We start from the raw sequence: 16,836 nt of genomic DNA, 5'->3' as shown, positions 1-16,836 counted from the left end.
CGAACCTGTGTCCGTCCCGTTCCTGCGGCCCGGTCCTCCGCCTGGTTGCGCGGGTCAGCCTGGATGGAACGTAATCCGTACGCCGGTGTCCACCGGGAGGATCAGCACGTTGCCGTCCTCCCAGGTCCAGTCCCGCGGGATCAGGAACATCCGGTTGTTGGCCTGTGCCAGCAACCGCACGCCGCGGTAGCGGTAGCGGAAGCGCTGGCCCGCCCCAGCGTCCGGCAGCGTCCGCTCCTCCACGCCTGGCCACTGGAGGTACAGCCGTTCCGTGGTGTCGAGCACCACCGCCGGACGCAGGGCGAGGTTGTCGGCCAGCCACCGGGCGTCGGCCGTTCCCTTCCGGTGGGCGAAGCCGCCGGCGGCCCAGAACGAACAGAGCACGATCAGTGCCACACTGATGCCCAGCGCCGCCCGCTCCCCGGCCAGCGGGTACGGCGCACCGCCCGCTCGGACGGCCACCATCCGGGCCAGCACCACCACCAGCAGCGCTCCGCCGATCAACAGCGGGGTGCCCATCGGGCCGCCGTCGATCACCTCGAATCCGGCGAGGAAGCCCAGCGCCAACAGCGGCACGACCACTGCCGCCGCCACCACCCGGCAGGCCCGACGCACGGTCCGGCGGCCGTCCGCGCCGCTGTGCATCGTCCGGGTCGCCAGGTGGTAGCCGACGGTGGCCAGCAGGCCGACACACAGCAGCACGCCGGCAGGCAGGTACAGTGCGGGCGAACTGCGCAGCATCAGGTCCTGGGTGGAGAAGCCAAGGGTCGCAGCGTCCACGCCGAAGTAGTGGTAGAGCGAGTCGGTGTAGGCGTAGCCGAAGAAGAACAGCAGGGCCGTGATGAAGGTCGTCGGCGCGATCCAGGAGGCGAGCAGGCCGACCCAGCTGCTCCACGACCGGCCCGGCGGTGGCGGTGACTGCGCCTCGGTGCCCGCGGAGCTGTCGCCGTCGTCGGGATCCTGCCCGCCGTCAGCGCTCAGCGGGGACTCGCAGGCTCGGGGGCAGGTTCGGGCTGGACGGACGACTGAACGCCGGGGTCCTCGTTTCCGGGGTCCTCGCCGCCCGGATCGGGATTGTCCGGGGTCTCACCGCCGGGGTCGTCCGGGTCCTCGCCGCCCGGATTCTCGTTGGGATCGTCGGGGTCCCCGCCACCCGGAGTCTCGCTGGGAACGTCGATCTGGCTCCGGGCGGTGACGGAACGCGTCTCACCGTCGATGGTGACGCTGATACAGAGGGCCGGGTTGCTGTTGGGCGGAGGATTGCCGCTCAGCTTGAAGTCGGCCGTCAGCGGGCTGCTCCCGTCCACCACTTCGATCTCCTCCGTTTCCGGGGACGTGAACTTGCCGGTGGCGCAGTCCCGGACATTGCTGATGGTCGCCGTGAAGCTCTCCCCCGTCGAACTCGACAGGCTGATCTGGGCATAGGGCCATTGCCCGCTCGCGTTCGCCGAGACCTGGCCCGCAGTCTTGAAACCGCCCTGGTTGCCACCACCCTCGACCCGCTGCTCCTGCGGCTGCTGACCCGAGCCCTCCGCCGGTGGCGTCGCGTAGAGGTCGGCCGTCGACTGCGCCGCGCTGGCCGCGGCGCCCGATCCCGAGCCGGAGTCACCGCCACCCCCGCAACCCGCAAGGACCGGCACCAACAGCGCCGCGGCCAGTCGGCGGACCGGCCCGTCAACGACGGTACGGAGCGTGACGCAAGGTGTCCCGGACATGAGTTCTCCCATCCGAGGGCGCGACGAGAAGGCGGCCGGACCGGCCTCACCGAACACTAGCCGTTCGCACACTTCCTGACTGTCCGCCAGTCGTGTGGAATCGGTCCATCCTCCCCTCCCGCCGGAGGACCGGCCGCGGCCGCCGACGCTCCGTGGCCGGCGGGCGGCTCGAGCGGGGCGCCGGCCCGGCGCCGGTGCGCCCGCCGGCCGGGTGGTCAGGACGCCCCCTGTCCGCGGGGGTGGGGGCGCCACGCCGCTTCGGGAATGGGGCTGGGCAGCAGGGCGGCGAGCTCACTGTCCGTCACTTCGTGCCAGCCGGTGGGGTCGCAGGTCATGTAGGCACCCGCGGGTTCTCCCCCCGATGCGTCGGCGGTGGGCGCCGTGACGGTCCGTCGCCAGCCGAACGCCACGCCGCACGTCTGCTCCGGCACCTCGAAGCCCGCCGGGGCGCGGCCCACCCACGCGACCACGAACACACCGAGTTCGGACGGCCTCCCGTCCTCGAAATGCCGGTAGACCCTCCCTTGTTCGAAGAACACCATGAGCTGTGCCCACCTTCGGCTGGCTGCGTTCAAGCACTGCCCGGACCCTCCGGCGTCGTCGGCCTGCACCACGACTGCGCGCACACCACCCGTGGTGGGCCGCCCCGGGACGGTCCTCCCGGTTCAGAAGTCGAAGAGGGTCTTGGAGAACGTACCGGCGATACTCCTCGATACGTTGTTGGTGGTGTCAATGATCGCCACGTTGGTGTAGCTCACGTCCGCCAGCATCAGCCGCTGCCCGTTCGGGCAACTGAAGGAACCCGCGCTGGCGGGGTCAAGGTCGGCGTCGCCGTGACCGTGTCGCCGAGGCCGGCTTCCTTGAAGTTCACGTTGGGTTGCGACTCGACGCGAAGAGGAAGCGCGGGCTGGTCGCGAAGGCCGGCCCGACGCCCAGCACCAGGACGGTGAGCGCGACGGTTCCGGACGGTGGTCCCCTGACCGCGATCGGCGACGCCCGCACCCGTCCGAGGGCCCGGGATGCCCGGGGGCAAGGTCTCCCGTCGCATCCGGGAGGCGGTTGCCCTTCTCGGCTCGCCTCTCGGGCCAGGTCTCGTCACGGGCTGCACTCCTGCCTCCCACGCTACGCCGCTGCACCCCGGGAACAAGCCCCCCAACGATCTACGGCCGGTCACGCTCCGCTGCCCTCCTGCGGAATGCCGGGGTTCGGCGACCGCCTGCTCAGGTGCCGGGGCCGCCGGCCCGTCAGGCAGTCACCGGCGTCGGCGCGGCTGCCCGCGCAATGCGCCCGCTCCCGTCACCGGGTTGCCCGTACGAGAGACCGCCACCCGGAGACTGCTGCGGGAAGGCTCATGCTCGCCTGCGCGGCCCGCAGGACGGACAGCCACCTGCCCGGCCTCGCGCCGCCGGTGCAGCGCTGAAGTCCGGAGTTCACCCCGTCGTCGGCGGTGCAGGCGCAGCGGCGAGCCGAGTGCGGGCCGCGGTAGTTGAGTCCGTTCCGCCCATGAAGGGGTGACCGCGCCGGCGGCCGGCTGCTGCGGGGCATGCTGCCGTTTCCAGGGCCCACCATTGTCATCAACAATGCGGCACTCGTCATGGCCACCCGATTCCTTCATGTGCACGGCAAAATTCGACAATACTGCGCGTGCTCTGTGTGTGAGCAAGTGGAATGCCAAGCGCGGCCGATGGATGGCACATTGGTTCGAGCTTCGATGTTCCGACCGTGCGCGATGGCGTCGACTTGGGGGAGTCGTGCCCATGCCGGTTTCGCGTAATTGCCGAAAGCCCGGGTCGCCTTGGACTCGCCCAAGGCCGTCCGGTGCCAACGGGCAACGACGTGGCCTGCGGCAATCAGCCTGCCGGCAGGGGCATGGGACGCTGCATCAGCTTTGTGGCCCGTCGGTTCGGAGCTGCCGCGCTTACCCGCATCGAGCCACGTGGAAACGCTCGACAAGCCAACTGACCATTCGCCACAACATGGTCACGAAAGGGCACTTGCCCTTTACTCCCTCTTCGCGTTCTGCGCCAATTGGCGGCGCGGCGCGGGTCCTGTCGCGGCCGCACGGCCAGGAATCGGAGGAGAGGCGAACTGGCGCCTCAACGGCCGGCCATGGCGAACAAGTGACGACACGACGAAAGATCCATTACATGCACATTCGCAGCAAGCTCGCCGGCGGCGTCGCGGCCTCCGCGGTGGCCATCGCTCTCGGTGCCACCCCCGCCTCGGCGGCGGTCGGCTTCGACCCTGCCACCGGCACCGGCTTCGTCGGCAAGGGCGACGTCCAGACCGCCCTCGGCTACAACAACGCGGTACTTCAGAAGGCTGTCGACGCCAAGAGCCTCGCGTTCACCGCCAAGCAGCCGACGACCCAGTCGCTGTCGCAGGCCGCCACCCAGGCAGGTTCGCAGACCGGCACCCAGGTCGGCGCCCAGTCCGCGGTGCAGGCCGGCACCCAGGCGGCCACCCAGGTCGTCTCGCAGGATCTGACCTGCACGTTCACCAACGGCAACGGCACCAAGACGTTCCACCGCGACGGAGTGCGCGACGGCGAGCGCACCGGCACCCGGACCGGCTCGCGCGACGGCAGCCGCGAGGGCAGCCGGGACGCCTCCCGCGAGGGCACCCGGACCGGCAGCCGCTCCGGCAGCCTCACCGGCAGCCTCGGCTACGACATCGACGTCGATGCCCGCAAGGCCAACCAGTACACCGGCTTCATCCTCAAGGGCTGGAAGGGAGAGCCCTCGTACGAGGCCGGAAACGCCGACTGGAACTCCCCCACGTTCGGTGACTGGTCCTTCGGTGACTGGTCGTTCGGTGACTGGTCGTTCGGCGACTACGCGTTCGGTGACTACGGGTTCGGCAACTACACGTTCGAACCCGTGGCCGGTGTGGACTGGGGCGCCTGGGACGCGGCTCCCGGCGAGAACCCGGACGACTGCCTCCGCAGCTCCAACGCCGACAGGATCACGGCCATCAGCAACGTCATCACGCCCGGCGCGGTCACCGACGGCCCCGTCACGGACGGCGCCGTCGTCGACGGCGCCGTCACGCCCGGCAGCATCGCCGACGGCGCGATCACCGAGGGCGCGATCACGTACGGTGCCGTCGAGGCCGGTGTGCGGAACCCCAGCGGCCCGGCCAAGCTGTTCGTCAACGGCAAGGCCCTCTGAGCAACCCGCACCCACAACGGCAGCCCCCGGCCCGACCCTGCGGCCGGGGGCGGCGGCAGGCGGGACGCGCGGTCATCGCTCCCGGGGCGATCCGCCGGAGACCGGGACAGTGCCCGCGTCCGGGTTCACGGTGACCGCCCAGGACCTGCCGCCCCGCCCGCCCGCGCGGGCGCCGGAGGTATGTCGCGGTAGGCGTCGGCCAGCGCGTACGTGAGGGCGGAAGCGATGGTGAGTACGCCCCACACTCCCCAGGCTCCGGTCGGCGCCCGGGCGGGAAGCAGGGCCGCGAGCGGGAGAAGGCCGGTGGCGAGCAGCAGCGGCCAGGTCCGGCGAAGGGTCTGCGGGAAGCGGTCGAAGTCCTCCCGGTGGCGCCGGGTGAGGCGAACGGCCGCCACGAGCAGTGTCGCGGCCTGGAGAGCGGTCAGGGTCCAGACGAGGAACACGGCGACGTCCTTGGCTACTTGGGATACGGGCTGCGCCGGGCGGCCATGCGTCGCCGGTGGGCGGCCCGGTCGATGCGGCCGTTCAGCAGGAGTCCCGCGCACCGGCCTTCGGCGGCCTCAAGGGCGGTACGGCACCCCACATGGTTGTTCACCTCACCGGGGGACGGGCGGTCGTCTCATGGGTGGGCGGTGTCGCGCAGGGCGGCGAGCCGCTTGCGGTACTCCTGATCGTCGATCTCGCCGCGGGCGAACCGCTCGGCGAGCAGTTGCTCGGCCGACGGACGGTCGGCGGCGGTCGGCGGGGCCGGTGGAGCGGGGTGGCTGGTGGAGCGGTCCAGGGCCCTGAAGAGCAGGACGCCGCCGAAGACGATCAGCGCGGTGAACACCAGCATGCTGATGCTCATCCCGAACCAACCCCAGCCGCTCATGCCGCCGTTGTGCCAGTACATCATCGAGATCGCCTCCCGGCCTTCTCCTTCACCCTCCATGCTGCTGCGCCGCGCCCCAGGGGGTATGGGCCTATCGGTCCCTGTCCGCCGTCCACTGGACCTCCGTGCGCGCTGGGCCTGGCGACCCCGCTGTCCATCATGGTGGCCACCGGCAAGGGCGCGCAGGCAGGCATCCTGATCCGCTCCGCCGAGGCATTGGAGAGTGCGCACGAGATCGACACGGTCGTCCTCGACAAGACCGGTACCGTCACCGCCGGAGCACCCGTGCTCACCGACGTCCGCCCGACCGGCCGACTGGACGAGGCGGAGCTGCTGCGGCCGGTCGCCGCCGCGGAGGAACCCAGCGAGCACCCACTGGCCGCGGCGATCGTGGCCGGCGCCAGCGAGCGGGGCTCGGACCTCCCACAGGCCACCGCCTTCGACTCGGTCACCGGCAAGGGCGTGCAGGCGACCGTCGACGGCCGAGCGGTCCTGGTCGGCAGCAGGCGCCTGCTCGCCGACGTCGGCATCGACACGGCGGCCCTGCAGGAGGACGCGGCCGAGCTGTCGGCCCGCGGCAGGAGCCCTGTCCTGGCCGCGGTCGACGGACGGGCGGCCGGCGTCCTCGCGGTCGCCGACCCCGTCAAACCGGACTCCGCCCGGGCGGTCGCGGCACTGCGCGGCACGGGAGTCGACGCGGTGATGCTGACCGGCGACAACCGGCACACCGCGGCCGCCATCGCCGCAGAGATCGGCATTTCCCGGGTGCTGGCCGAGGTGCTGCCCGAGCACAAGGCCGACGAGGTCCGCCGGCTCCAGGCCGAGGGCCGCACGGTCGGCATGGTCGGCGACGGCATCAACGACGCTCCCGCCCTCGCCGCCGACGTGGGCCTCGCGATCGGCACCGGCACCGACGTCGCCATCGAGGCCGCCGACGTCACCCTCATCTCCGGCTCCCTGGCCGGCGTGGCCACCGCCGTCCGGCTCTCGCGAGCCACCATGCGCAACATCCGCCAGAACCTGTTCTTCGCCCTCGTCTACAACGCCGTCGGCATCCCCGTCGCCGCCGGAGTCCTCTACCCGATCTGGGGCGTCCGCCTCAGCCCGATCATCGCGGCCGCCGCCATGGCCCTGTCCTCGCTGTCCGTGGTCACCAACTCCAACCGGTTGCGCCGCTGGCACCCCGAACCCCTGCCCGCCGCGATGCCCGCGGCCGTCGAACCACGGGTCGAGGTTCCCGACGACCGCCGTGACGAGCAGGCGCCGGCCGGTGCGGGACCCACGACGGTCACGGACCCCGTGTGCGGCATGGCCATCGGCCCCGGTGATGCCGCCGGGACCCGTGAGGGGCCCGGCGGCCGGCTGTACTTCTGCTCCTCCGGCTGTGCCGTCGCGTACGACGCCGAGCCCGGGCGGTACACGGGGCAGGGCCCGGTGCGGGGCGGAGGCGGAGGCCGACCGCGGACGCGGCGCGGTCAGTGGTGGTGGCCGGGGCTGCCGTGCGGGGGGACGCTCGGCGAGGCGGAGGGTGCCGCGGGCTTGGAGGCTCCGGTCGACGGCGCGGGCGTGGCGGCCGGTGCTGCACTCGGATCGGTGGCCGGGGACGCCGGGGCCTCCTCGTGCTGGTGGTCGTGCTCGTCGGCGCCGTCCTCGTGGCCGCCTTCGGCGGGTGTGCCGTGGTGGTGGCCGCCGGACTCGGCAGGGATCGCGGCCGCGACCTGCTGCAGGCCCAGGTACCCGCCCGCGCTGACGACGAGGACCACCAGACCGATGGGGCCGAAGATCCGGCGCAGCGGGCGGCGGGCCTCCTTGAGGGTGAAGGCGACGAAGGACAGCAGGAGGCCGGCCGGGATGAGCACGGCGGCGCGGGCGGGGAAGTCCTCGAAGTGCTGCATGCCACCGCTGAGCATGCCGATGCCGAAGGACAGGCCGAACGAGGTGCCGACGACGGCGACGATCCGCAGTGCGGTGAGCCGGCCCGGTTGCCGCTTCTCGGCGGCGATCGCGGCGGTGAGGAACAGGGCGGCGCCGGCCGCGCCGATCAGCGTGTAGCGGGCGGGGTCGAGGGGGTGGTGCACGATCGCCCCGCTGAGCAGGCCGGTACCGACGAAGTAGCCGATGTAGCCGAGATAGCGGCCGATCAGGGACGGTTCGGGGCGGGCCCGGCGGGCAGCGGCCCTTCCTCCGCCGGGCGGAGTCGGCCGGTGGGAGCGGTCGTCGGTGGACGCGGTGGCGACGGTCATGGGAAGCCCTTGGTCAGCGCGGGTGGGAGGCGGCCCGCGTGCCGGGTGGGCAGGCGGGCGTCGGGGCGCTCGGAGCGGGGCACGGCGGCACGGCACGTCCGTGCGCGGGTGTTGCACGGGTACGGCAGCCGTCCGGCAGGGTGCTTCGGGCGCGAGATCCTCTAGACCCGTAGGACCTGGATGCCGGCCAGGCGGTCCTGTCCGCCGCCCACGGTGCGGTGCGCGGACTCGACTGCCGGTGCGGCGGGCGCTGGCAGCACCGCCGCGACGGTCGGCACGGGCCACAGGCCGGGCAGCGACGGAGCCTGAGTGGGACCACCGGCCAGGCATGCGTGCCCGGAATGGCTGTGGTGGTCGTCGTCGACCGGGACCGGTGCCGCCGCTTGTGCCGAGGTCGGGGCATCGCACGTCTGCGTGTGCGCATGCTCGTCGTGGCCGTCCTCGTGATGGCCGCCGGGTGCGGTGGTGGCGTGGACGCCGGTGGACAGGTGCCCGGTGGGCGATTCGCCCTCCAGCCCGTGGGAGAGCATCAGCGCGAGGACCGCCAGCAGCGTCGCCACCCAGCTCCAGCGCCGACCCGCACCGGTCGGCAGCGAGCCGACGGGACGCGGGCGGGTGAGGGCGGCGGGCATGGGCGTGATCCTAACCCCCTGCCACCGCCGCCCTCGCCACCACCGCACCCGGCGGCCCCGAACCCGACCAGCTCAAGGCCCGGCTCGCCTTCGACGCGTCGGCCGCCCTTCCGGTCCTGCTCACCGTCACCGCACCGTCGGTCTTCAAGCCCCGTGGACTCACCCGCCGCGGCCACCGGCAGCGCCGGCCGCAGTCCTCCGTCGGCTGATCGCGGGCCGTCGCCGACCGGTCGACCGCCCACTCGAAAGCAGTACCGAGGACCCACAGCGGTACGGGGGAGGGGTATCGTCGGACCACGACTCCCGCACCTTCCCGGACAGGAATCCGGAGGAACCCGATGCACACCACCCCGCGCCCGGCCACGGCCAGGCTCCTCGCGGTGTGCACCCTGCTGCTCGGACTGTTCCTCATGCACGGCGCGCCCGTGGCGGCCGGCGGCTGCCACAACGGCATGACCCACGCCGTCGCGGCCCCCGGCATGGCCTCCCCGCACCAGGCACACGCCGCCGGTGCCGCCACCGTCGACCGCCGGCCGAGCGCAGCACCGACCCGGGCCACCACGCACAGCGGTGCGGCCTGCCTCTCGACACCGGCCCACGGCCGCGTCACTCTGGCAGCTCCGCCGCAGGTGGCCGTCCTGGCCCTGGTGCTGCTCGCGGGCACGGGCGCTCTTGCGTGCGCGGCGGGAGCCGCCGGGCTGCGCCGACGCGGCCCTCCGGGCGGGGGCCGTCCCCTTCTTCTCCAGGTGTGTGTCGCGCGGACGTGACAGGGCCCGGTCGATCCCGCACGCAGGGACCGATCCGCAGGCCCCGTTCACAGCCGCGCCCTCGGCGCGCCCTTCCGAAAGACTTTCCGATGCGCACTTCCCGTCTGCCCCGCCGCGCCGTCGCCCTCGCGGGCGCCGCACTCCTCACCACCGCCCTGGCCGCCTGCAGCTCGTCCGGCATGGACCACGACATGGAGGGCATGAACCACGGCCACGCCGCCTCGGCGAGCCCCTCCGCCACCGACGGCCACGCCATGCCCGGCATGGACCACGGCATGCCCGGTGCCGAGGGCGCCGGCGCACCGGCCGACAACCGCGCCGGCTACCGCCTCACCGCGGCCGCCGCGCTGTCCGCCGGGCAGCAGACCGACTACCGCTTCAGCATCACCGGCCCCGACGGCAAGCCGGTCACCGCCTTCGCCGTCGAGCAGACCAAGCAGATGCACTTCTACGCCATCCGCTCCGACCTCACCGGCTTCCAGCACCTGCACCCCACCATGGCCGCCGACGGCACCTGGACCGCCCAGCTCGACGCGCTCACCCCCGGCTCCTGGCGCACCTACGCCTCCTTCACCCCCGACAGCGGGGACGGCAAGGGCACCGCCCTGATCCTCTCGCGCACCGTGAACGTCGACGGCAAGGCGGAGCCGGCAGCGCTGCCGCCCGCATCCACCACCGCCCAGGTCGACGGCTACACCGTCACCCTCCAGGGCACCCCCATGGCCAACATGGCCCACCCGATGACGGTCACCGTCACCAAGGACGGCAAGCCGGTCACCGACCTCCAGCCCTACCTCGACACCTACGCCCACCTCACCGCCTTCCACGAGGGCGACATGGCCTTCGCCCACCTCCACCCCGAGAGCGAGGCGAAGAACGGCGGCCGGGGAGGCCCCGATCTCGCCTTCCACGCCGAGTTCCCCCAGCCCGGCAACTGGCGCCTGTTCCTCCAGTTCCAGACCGCCGACCGGCTCCACACCGCCGCCGTCACCCTCAAGGTCGGCTGAGCAGCAAGGTCCGGGTGCCGCCACCGCGGCACCCGGACCTCTCCGGCACTCCGCGGTGACCCTACGGAGCAGGGGAGATCGGTTGCGGAAATCCGTCGGCCGCGGCCCCGGTGTCGCGCTTGATGGCGACCATCGCCGCATCGTCGCCCAGCCGCCCGCCCACGTGGGCGAGGAGGTCCTGGCAGAGCCGGCGCAGGAGGGTGTGGGGGTCGCCGGGCGGCCATGAGGTCAGGCGATCGGTGAGCGGGTAGAAGGCTCCCGATTCGTCGCGGGCCTCGATGACACCGTCCGTGTACAGCAGCACGATGTCACCCTCCTCGAAGGCGAAGGTCTCGACCTGGACACCGGGCTCGACCAGTTCGGTGAGGCCCAGCGGCGGGGCGGGCAGGCTGACGTCGAGCGGCGTCACTTCGCCGGCGCGGAGCAGCAGCGGGGGCGGGTGCCCGCAGTCCGCGAGGTGGATGACCGGTTCGGTGTCGGGAACGTCGAGAACGACTGCGGTGATGAACGACTCGTTGCCGTCGGCGTCGACGGTCTCGTCTGCCGGGTCACCGGGATCGTCCGTGTCTCCGAAGACCGCTTTCTCCAGATGGGTGACCAGCAGGGGCAGGTCGGACTGCCGGTACGCCGCGGTCCGGAAGGCGCCGAGCACCAAGGAGGCCTCCCCGATCGCTTCGAGGCCCTTGCCCCGGACGTCGCCGACCAGGAACCGGCTCCCCTGCCGGGTGCGCACGGCCGCGTACAGGTCGCCGCCGATCTGGGCCTCGGCCTCCGCCGCGAGGTAGACCGACGCGATCCGCAGCGGGCCCATCCGGGCCGGGATGGGCCGTTGGAGCACCGCCTGCGCGGCTTCGGCCACCGAACGCAGCTGTGTCATCTCCTTCTCGTGCTGCTCGCGCAGATGGGCGAAGAGGGCGAGGAGCAGGGAGATCAACGCCAGGGCGGCGATCTGGACGGAGTGGTTGAGGTCGACCAGTGTGGTCCGCACGGCTGCGACGATCCCCTGGGCCAGGATGGCCGCCGCACCGACGGCGGCGGTCGTCCACGGGCCGGCGAAGGAGGCGGTGATCGCCGGGGCGGCGACCAGGAGCGGCCCGAGGTGCACCTCCGACGGCGCCAGCATGTCCACGACGGAGATGACCACGATCATCGCCAAGGGGATGATGATCAGCGTGCGGCCCTGTTGCCGCGGCCACCGCAGGTCCAATCGCCACCGAGATGCCATACCTCCTGCATACCTGCTCCCGCCGTCACGCGGTCGTCACCCGCTGCCGGTCGACTTCGACGTGTCGGCTCCGCACGGCGAGTCGGCGGCGCGAGCGGAAACGGCGTTCGCCCGGCAGTCCGCCCACTGCGCGCGGTGTCAGTAGGGCCCTCCGGCCCCCGTCCGGCCGCTCAGGGTCGATCGGCCCTGGCCGGGGTGAGGGCGGCCGCCGGAGGGTGGCGGCCATGAACACAACGAGCACACGTCGTTCGGGCCATGCCGTCGTCATCGGTGGCGGAATCGCCGGACTCACCGCCGCCCTCCGGCTGACCGGCGCGGGCCTGCGGGTGACGGTACTGGAGGCGGACGGCCGGGTGGGCGGCAAGCTCCGGGCGGGCGAGATCGCGGGAGCGCCGACCGACCTGGGCGCGGAGGCGCTGTTCGCACGGCAGCCGGAAGCGGTCCAGCTGGCCCGGGCGGTCGGCCTCGCCGACCGGTTGCAGCCCGCCGCCACCACGGCCACATCACTGTGGAGCCGCGGGGAGCTGCGGCAGATGCCCGCCGGCCACCTGATGGGCGTGCCGGGCGACCTCGAAGCACTGGCCGCCTCCGGCGTGCTCTCCGCCGCAGGCCTCGCCCGGGCCGCCGAGGACCTGGTCCTGCCACCGACCGCGATCGGCGACGACATCGCGATCGGCAGCCACGTGGCGCAGCGCTTCGGCCGCGAGGTGGTCGACCGGCTGGTCGAACCCCTGCTCGGCCTGTACGCCGGTGGCGCCGACCGCGTCTCGATGGGTGCCGTTCTGCCGCAGCTCCTCGAAGCGGCCAGGAAGCACGCGTCCCTGCTGGAGGCGGTCGGGGAGCTCCAGCGCGCGGGCGCCGCCCGGACGGGCCGGTCCGCGGGGCCGCTCTTCATGGGCATCGACGGCGGCGTCGGGCTGCTCTCCGACGCGGTCGCCTGCAAGGTCCGCGCCGCCGGTGGCAGCTTCCTCGTCAACCGGCCCGCACGCGGCCTCGCCCGTAGCGCCGCCGGGTGGGAGGTCCGCACCGACGACCGGGTGCTGGCAGCCGACGCCGTGGTGCTCGCCACGCCGGCCCGCGCGGCGGCCACCCTGCTCGCGCCGCACGCGCCGGGTGCGGCGGCCGAACTGTCCCGGGTCGAGTACGCCTCGACAGCCCTGGTGACCATGGCGTTCAGCCGCGCCGACCTCACGGCGCCGCCGGCGGGTTCCGGCTTCCTCGTCCCGCCCGTGGACGGGCGCACCGTCAAGACCGCCACCTTCTCCGGCAACAAGTGGCGCTGGATCTCGGACGCGGCCCCCGACCTGTTCGTCCTGCGGACCTCGATCGGTGACGGGCAGCTCCACCGCGACGACGCCGACCTCGTCGCGGGCTCGCTCCGCGACCTCTCGGACGCGACCGGCCTCACCGCGAAGCCCGTCGCCGGGGAGGTCACCCGGTGGATCGACGGACTGCCTCGGTACACCGTCGGCCACCCGGCCAGGATCGAGCGCATCCGCCGCTCGATCGCCGACCTGCCCGGAATCGCGGTCTGCGGCGCCCTCTACGACGGCATCGGCATCCCCTCCTGCATCGCCGGCGCGCAGCGCGCCGCCGAGGAGACCCTGGCCGCACTCACCGTCCCGGCCGGCTGACCGGCACGGGGCGCAGCCCCGGTGGGCCGGCCTCTCCCGGGGCCGGCCCGAAGGCCGACGGCAGGGCCGAACGACCCCAGACAGCGGCCGTCCGGCAAACCTACGGTGGCGCTACCTACGCAACCGTAGGTTCTTTGGTACGTCCAGGAAGTTGGCACACGTGAGCATCACCCCCGCCCGTCCCCGGCTGACCGACACCCGCCTGCTGCACGACCTGGAGGAGGTCGTCGAGCGCGAACTGAACCGCCATCTGCGCGTGTTCAAGGAATGGATGCCCCACGAGTACGTGCCCTGGAGCCGGGGCCGGGACTTCGACGGACCGCTCGGCGGGGAGCCCTGGGCGGTCGGGCAGTCGCCGCTCACCGAGGTCGCCCGGGTCTCGCTCGTGGTCAACCTGCTCACCGAGGACAACCTGCCCAGCTACCACCACGAGATCGCCACCCTCTTCGGCCGTGACGGCGCCTGGGGCACCTGGGTGCACCAGTGGACCGCCGAGGAGGCACGCCACTCCATCGTGCTGCGCGACTACCTCCTCGCGTCCCGCGCGGTCGACCCGGCCGAGCTGGAACGCGCCCGGATGTCGCACATGAGCAACGGCTTCGTCTCCGACAACCGGCACTCCCCGTTGCACACGGTCGCCTACGTCGCCTTCCAGGAGCTCGCCACCCGCATCTCGCACCGCAACACCGGCCGCAGCTCCGGCGACCCCGTGTGCGACCGGATGCTGGCCCAGGTCGCCAACGACGAGAACCTGCACATGATCTTCTACCGCAACCTGCTCAAGGCCGCGTTCGAACTCGCCCCGGACCAGGCGATGCAGGCCGTCGACGAGGTCGTGACGAACTTCCGGATGCCCGGACACGGCATGCCCGGCTTCGAACGCGCCGCCGTCCGGATCGCGCTCGGCGGCGTCTACAACCTGCGCGTCCACCACGACGACGTCCTCCAGCCGGTGCTGCGCCACCTGGGGATCACGGAGCTCGGCGGGCTCGGCCCGGACGGGCTCGAGGCCCAGCAGCACCTGGGCGAGTACCTCGACGGCCTGACCGCCCAGGCGGCCCGGTTCGACGAGCGGCAGGCCGCGATCCTCGCCCGCCGGGGCGCGGCCCGAAGCTGACACCCGCGGCCGCCGGGCGGGCCGGGCGGGCCGCTGTCAGCCGCGACCGGCGGCCGGCAGCGGGTCGTGGCGGATCCGGTCCCCCGGCACGCCGGCTGCGAACAGGTGGCCCTGCACCGTCTCGACCACGGCAGGCGGGCCGCCGACGAAGGCGAGGTGCCCGGACCAGTCGGAGCCCGCCAGGGCCGCGCACAGGGCACCGCCGGGCCGTGCCTCGTGCCCGAGGACCGGGACCAGCTCCAGCCACGGGCGGCGCACACCCAGGTCCACCAGGGCGTCCCAGCCGTAGAGATCGGCGCGGTCGCGGGCCCCGACCAGCAGGTGCACCCGCTGTCCCCGCACCCGCCGCTCCGACAGGTCCTCGACCAGTGCCTTCATCGGGGCCAGCCCGGTGCCGTGGGCGACCAGCAGCAGATCGCGGGGATCGTCGTCCACGTCCACCGTCATCGCCCCCCGCGGCGGCCCGAGCCGCAGCGTGTCACCGACCGCCGTGCCGTCCACCAGCGCGGCGCTCACCCCGCCCGTCCCCGAACGCCGTACGTGGAACTCCAGGACATTGTCCGCGCGGGGGGCACAGGCGATCGAGTACGGCCGCCAGGTGTGCGGCAGCAGGGCGGACTCCACCGTGGCGTACTGGCCGGCCCGGTACGGGTAGGGCTCGCCCGTCCGCACCTGCAGGACCGCGACATCGGGCCCGCACGGCTGGTGGGCGGTCACCACGCCGAGCCAGTACGGGGGCTCGGTGAGTGCCGACTCCGCGGCAGCGACCATCTCGCCGACCGCGAACCGCAGCATCCGCAGCCATGCGCCCTCGGCGTCGGCGCTCCACGCCCGCCCGGCCAGGCTCCGCAGCGCGCTGCACAGGGCTTCCTCGAACGCGTCGTAGTGCGCCGGCCAGACGCCGAGCTTCCGGTGGTCCCTGCCCAACTGCTGCAGCACCGCGGACATGTGGTCCGGACGGTGCAGGTTGTCGATCAGGTACCGGAACATCCGGCCGAGGTGCTCGCGCTGGAACTCCATGGACTCGGGGAACAGGCGCCGGAGGTACGGCCTGCGCAGGAACATGAAGTCGTAGAGGTGCTCGATGAGAAGGTCGAACGGGGTGACCGCGTCGAGATGGCGCAGGATCATCTCCTGGTCCGCGCGGGCATCGTGGCCGTATCCGGCCCGTTGCGCCGGCGGCAGGGTCGGGGTCGACACGGCCGGTGCGAGGATCTGCCGCCGAAGGCGCATCGCGTCGTGCCGGGCCAGCAGGCTGTCGTACTCAGTGCGGCTCGTGATCTCCATGCGTGAAGCCTAACCAGCGCCAACTCACTTGTGATCATGGACTGTTCGGCTGAAAACAAGGGGCCGTACGGCCCTGTACGACACACTCCTGCCGCCCCTCCCGAACCACACCGGGAACCGGTGCCCGTGTTGCGGCGTCCGGTGAGTAGTCGTCACAGCACTCTTCAGTCGCCAGTGGAGCCATGAGCCGCACCGCAGCACTGTCAGCACCGGCCCGTCGCGCACGCAGGGCCGTGTTCGTCGCTCTGGCGGTCCCGGGCGCAGCGGCCGCCGCCTTCGTCCTGCAGCGGTCGCTGCGCCACCACGGCGGGGGGTGGCACGAGTGGGTCGGCACGATCAGCGGCGTGGTTCTCCTCACGGTGGCGGCACTGCCGGTGGCCGCGCTGACGGTGTGGATGCTGGCGCACCGTCGGAGAGCGTCCGGCACCACGCCTGCGTGGGCGTGGCGCAAGTCGCTGGCCGAGGTCGGCATCGTGTACGGGACGGTGCCGTGGATATGGATGATCATGCTGCCGGGCGGCGGGGCCGGCGCCGCCCCCAGGCGGGTGAACCCGGTGCCGCTGCGGGACCTGCTCACGATCCTCGCAGGCAGCCCGGCGACGGCAACCGTCCAGATCGTCGGCAACCTGCTGGTGTTCGCGGCACTGGGGTACCTGGCTCCGCTGCGGTTCGCGGCGCTGGCGTCACTGCCGCGGATCCTGGCGCTCGCCGCGGGCTGCTCCGTCCTGGTCGAGACCGCGCAGTACTTCCTGTGGCTGGACCGGGTGTCCTCGGTGGACGACGTGCTGCTCAACGCGGCCGGTGCCGCTCTCGCAGCGCCGGCGTCGCGCCGCTCGTGGCGTGTCACGGCCGGGGCGGGTGACGGGGCGGCGGCCGGGTGAGTGTGCGGCTCGGCCTACCGGGGGTGCGGGCGTGGGTCGCCTACGCTGGCGAGGTCCGCCGCCGGTCCGGCCCGGCTGCCACGTGCTGACGGGAGTGCAACGGTGGTCTCCTCGGCTCCTGCAGGTCAGGGTGCGGCGCCGTCGCGACGGCAGCGCTTCCGGGCGTGGCTGCTCGAGGGCATGGCGGAGACCGCCAAGCAGCACCCCGGCCCGCACGCGGAGGTCAAGGAGGAGCACGGGCAGCGCTGGTGGCGGGTGATGTGCCTGACCGGCCTGGACTACTTCTC

General features: G+C 72.9%; 16 protein-coding genes. 8 read left to right on the top strand and 8 right to left on the bottom strand.

Going from position 1 to position 16,836, the window contains the following annotated elements; genetic code table 11:
• Positions 1-54: 54 nt before the first annotated feature.
• The 3 genes from AB0M03_RS20790 to AB0M03_RS20780 all read right to left on the bottom strand — a co-directional run bounded on the left by AB0M03_RS20790 (position 55) and on the right by AB0M03_RS20780 (position 2,257).
• Entirely contained in the window at positions 55-780 is a 726-nt protein-coding gene (locus AB0M03_RS20790) for a hypothetical protein (RefSeq protein WP_363493038.1), read from the bottom strand.
• A gap of 197 nt (positions 781-977) precedes the next feature.
• A complete protein-coding gene (locus tag AB0M03_RS20785) occupies positions 978-1,715 on the bottom strand; it encodes a hypothetical protein (protein ID WP_363493037.1) in 738 nt (245 codons plus the stop codon).
• 215 nt (positions 1,716-1,930) lie between these two features.
• Complete coding sequence (locus tag AB0M03_RS20780) at positions 1,931-2,257, bottom strand: hypothetical protein (RefSeq protein WP_363493036.1); 327 nt, start codon at positions 2,255-2,257, stop codon at positions 1,931-1,933.
• Between the two features lie 1,605 nt (positions 2,258-3,862).
• Between AB0M03_RS20780 and AB0M03_RS20775 the strand changes: the two genes are divergently transcribed.
• A complete protein-coding gene (locus AB0M03_RS20775) occupies positions 3,863-4,885 on the top strand; it encodes a hypothetical protein (protein ID WP_363493035.1) in 1,023 nt (340 codons plus the stop codon).
• Between the two features lie 125 nt (positions 4,886-5,010).
• On the opposite strand, the gene AB0M03_RS20770 is transcribed toward AB0M03_RS20775, so the two are convergent.
• A complete protein-coding gene (locus tag AB0M03_RS20770) occupies positions 5,011-5,328 on the bottom strand; it encodes a hypothetical protein (RefSeq protein WP_363493034.1) in 318 nt (105 codons plus the stop codon).
• 176 nt (positions 5,329-5,504) lie between these two features.
• A complete protein-coding gene (locus tag AB0M03_RS20765) occupies positions 5,505-5,816 on the bottom strand; it encodes an SHOCT domain-containing protein (protein WP_363493033.1) in 312 nt (103 codons plus the stop codon).
• Between AB0M03_RS20765 and AB0M03_RS20760 the strand changes: the two genes are divergently transcribed.
• Positions 5,766-7,808 (top strand): heavy metal translocating P-type ATPase, encoded by a 2,043-nt coding sequence (locus AB0M03_RS20760; RefSeq protein ID WP_363493032.1) that lies wholly within the window; start codon positions 5,766-5,768, stop codon positions 7,806-7,808. The two genes, AB0M03_RS20765 and AB0M03_RS20760, sit on opposite strands and share 51 nt — an antisense overlap.
• A gap of 352 nt (positions 7,809-8,160) precedes the next feature.
• On the opposite strand, the gene AB0M03_RS20755 is transcribed toward AB0M03_RS20760, so the two are convergent.
• Complete coding sequence (locus AB0M03_RS20755; RefSeq protein WP_363493031.1) at positions 8,161-8,631, bottom strand: hypothetical protein; 471 nt, start codon at positions 8,629-8,631, stop codon at positions 8,161-8,163.
• A gap of 338 nt (positions 8,632-8,969) precedes the next feature.
• On the opposite strand from AB0M03_RS20755, the gene AB0M03_RS20750 reads away from it, so the two are divergent.
• Both AB0M03_RS20750 and AB0M03_RS20745 read left to right on the top strand, forming a co-directional pair.
• Entirely contained in the window at positions 8,970-9,398 is a 429-nt protein-coding gene (locus AB0M03_RS20750) for a hypothetical protein (RefSeq protein WP_363493030.1), read from the top strand.
• A gap of 89 nt (positions 9,399-9,487) precedes the next feature.
• Positions 9,488-10,405 carry a hypothetical protein gene (locus tag AB0M03_RS20745; RefSeq protein WP_363493029.1) on the top strand — a complete coding sequence of 306 codons (918 nt, stop codon included), beginning with the start codon at positions 9,488-9,490 and terminating at the stop codon, positions 10,403-10,405.
• A 61-nt stretch (positions 10,406-10,466) separates the two neighbouring features.
• Here AB0M03_RS20745 and AB0M03_RS20740 read toward each other — a convergent pair whose 3' ends face one another.
• Positions 10,467-11,555: a PP2C family protein-serine/threonine phosphatase gene (locus tag AB0M03_RS20740; RefSeq protein WP_363493088.1), complete on the bottom strand. Its 1,089-nt coding sequence runs from the start codon at positions 11,553-11,555 to the stop codon at positions 10,467-10,469.
• A 299-nt stretch (positions 11,556-11,854) separates the two neighbouring features.
• Between AB0M03_RS20740 and hemG the strand changes: the two genes are divergently transcribed.
• A complete protein-coding gene (hemG, locus tag AB0M03_RS20735) occupies positions 11,855-13,264 on the top strand; it encodes a protoporphyrinogen oxidase (protein WP_363493028.1) in 1,410 nt (469 codons plus the stop codon).
• Positions 13,265-13,424: 160 nt separating this feature from the next.
• Positions 13,425-14,381: an acyl-ACP desaturase gene (locus AB0M03_RS20730; protein ID WP_363493027.1), complete on the top strand. Its 957-nt coding sequence runs from the start codon at positions 13,425-13,427 to the stop codon at positions 14,379-14,381.
• 36 nt (positions 14,382-14,417) lie between these two features.
• Here the strand turns inward: AB0M03_RS20730 and AB0M03_RS20725 are convergent, their stop codons facing one another.
• On the bottom strand, positions 14,418-15,668 hold the full coding sequence (locus AB0M03_RS20725) for a globin domain-containing protein (RefSeq protein ID WP_363493026.1): 1,251 nt from the start codon (positions 15,666-15,668) through the stop codon (positions 14,418-14,420).
• 182 nt (positions 15,669-15,850) lie between these two features.
• Between AB0M03_RS20725 and AB0M03_RS20720 the strand changes: the two genes are divergently transcribed.
• Both AB0M03_RS20720 and AB0M03_RS20715 read left to right on the top strand, forming a co-directional pair.
• Positions 15,851-16,549: a VanZ family protein gene (locus AB0M03_RS20720; RefSeq protein ID WP_363493025.1), complete on the top strand. Its 699-nt coding sequence runs from the start codon at positions 15,851-15,853 to the stop codon at positions 16,547-16,549.
• A 102-nt stretch (positions 16,550-16,651) separates the two neighbouring features.
• On the top strand, positions 16,652-16,836 hold a 185-nt coding region (locus AB0M03_RS20715), incomplete at its 3' end, for a hypothetical protein (protein WP_363493024.1).

The organism is Kitasatospora sp. NPDC051914 (genome assembly GCF_040680995.1).
GTDB lineage: Bacteria > Actinomycetota > Actinomycetes > Streptomycetales > Streptomycetaceae > Kitasatospora.
The sequence above is the reverse complement of the archived record's forward strand: the minus strand, read 5'-3'. Positions and strand labels throughout refer to the sequence as shown.

What these genes read in the sequence shown, in the direction of transcription:
- AB0M03_RS20785 (WP_363493037.1), bottom strand. Translation starts at nt 1,715, where the DNA reads ATGTCCGGGACACCTTGCGTCACGCTCCGTACCGTCGTTGACGGGCCG.
- AB0M03_RS20780 (WP_363493036.1), bottom strand. Translation starts at nt 2,257, where the DNA reads ATGGTGTTCTTCGAACAAGGGAGGGTCTACCGGCATTTCGAGGACGGG.
- AB0M03_RS20775 (WP_363493035.1), top strand. Translation starts at nt 3,863, where the DNA reads ATGCACATTCGCAGCAAGCTCGCCGGCGGCGTCGCGGCCTCCGCGGTG.
- AB0M03_RS20765 (WP_363493033.1), bottom strand. Translation starts at nt 5,816, where the DNA reads ATGGAGGGTGAAGGAGAAGGCCGGGAGGCGATCTCGATGATGTACTGG.
- AB0M03_RS20755 (WP_363493031.1), bottom strand. Translation starts at nt 8,631, where the DNA reads ATGCCCGCCGCCCTCACCCGCCCGCGTCCCGTCGGCTCGCTGCCGACC.
- AB0M03_RS20750 (WP_363493030.1), top strand. Translation starts at nt 8,970, where the DNA reads ATGCACACCACCCCGCGCCCGGCCACGGCCAGGCTCCTCGCGGTGTGC.
- AB0M03_RS20745 (WP_363493029.1), top strand. Translation starts at nt 9,488, where the DNA reads ATGCGCACTTCCCGTCTGCCCCGCCGCGCCGTCGCCCTCGCGGGCGCC.
- AB0M03_RS20740 (WP_363493088.1), bottom strand. Translation starts at nt 11,555, where the DNA reads ATGATCGTGGTCATCTCCGTCGTGGACATGCTGGCGCCGTCGGAGGTG.
- hemG (WP_363493028.1), top strand. Translation starts at nt 11,855, where the DNA reads ATGAACACAACGAGCACACGTCGTTCGGGCCATGCCGTCGTCATCGGT.
- AB0M03_RS20725 (WP_363493026.1), bottom strand. Translation starts at nt 15,668, where the DNA reads ATGGAGATCACGAGCCGCACTGAGTACGACAGCCTGCTGGCCCGGCAC.
- AB0M03_RS20720 (WP_363493025.1), top strand. Translation starts at nt 15,851, where the DNA reads ATGAGCCGCACCGCAGCACTGTCAGCACCGGCCCGTCGCGCACGCAGG.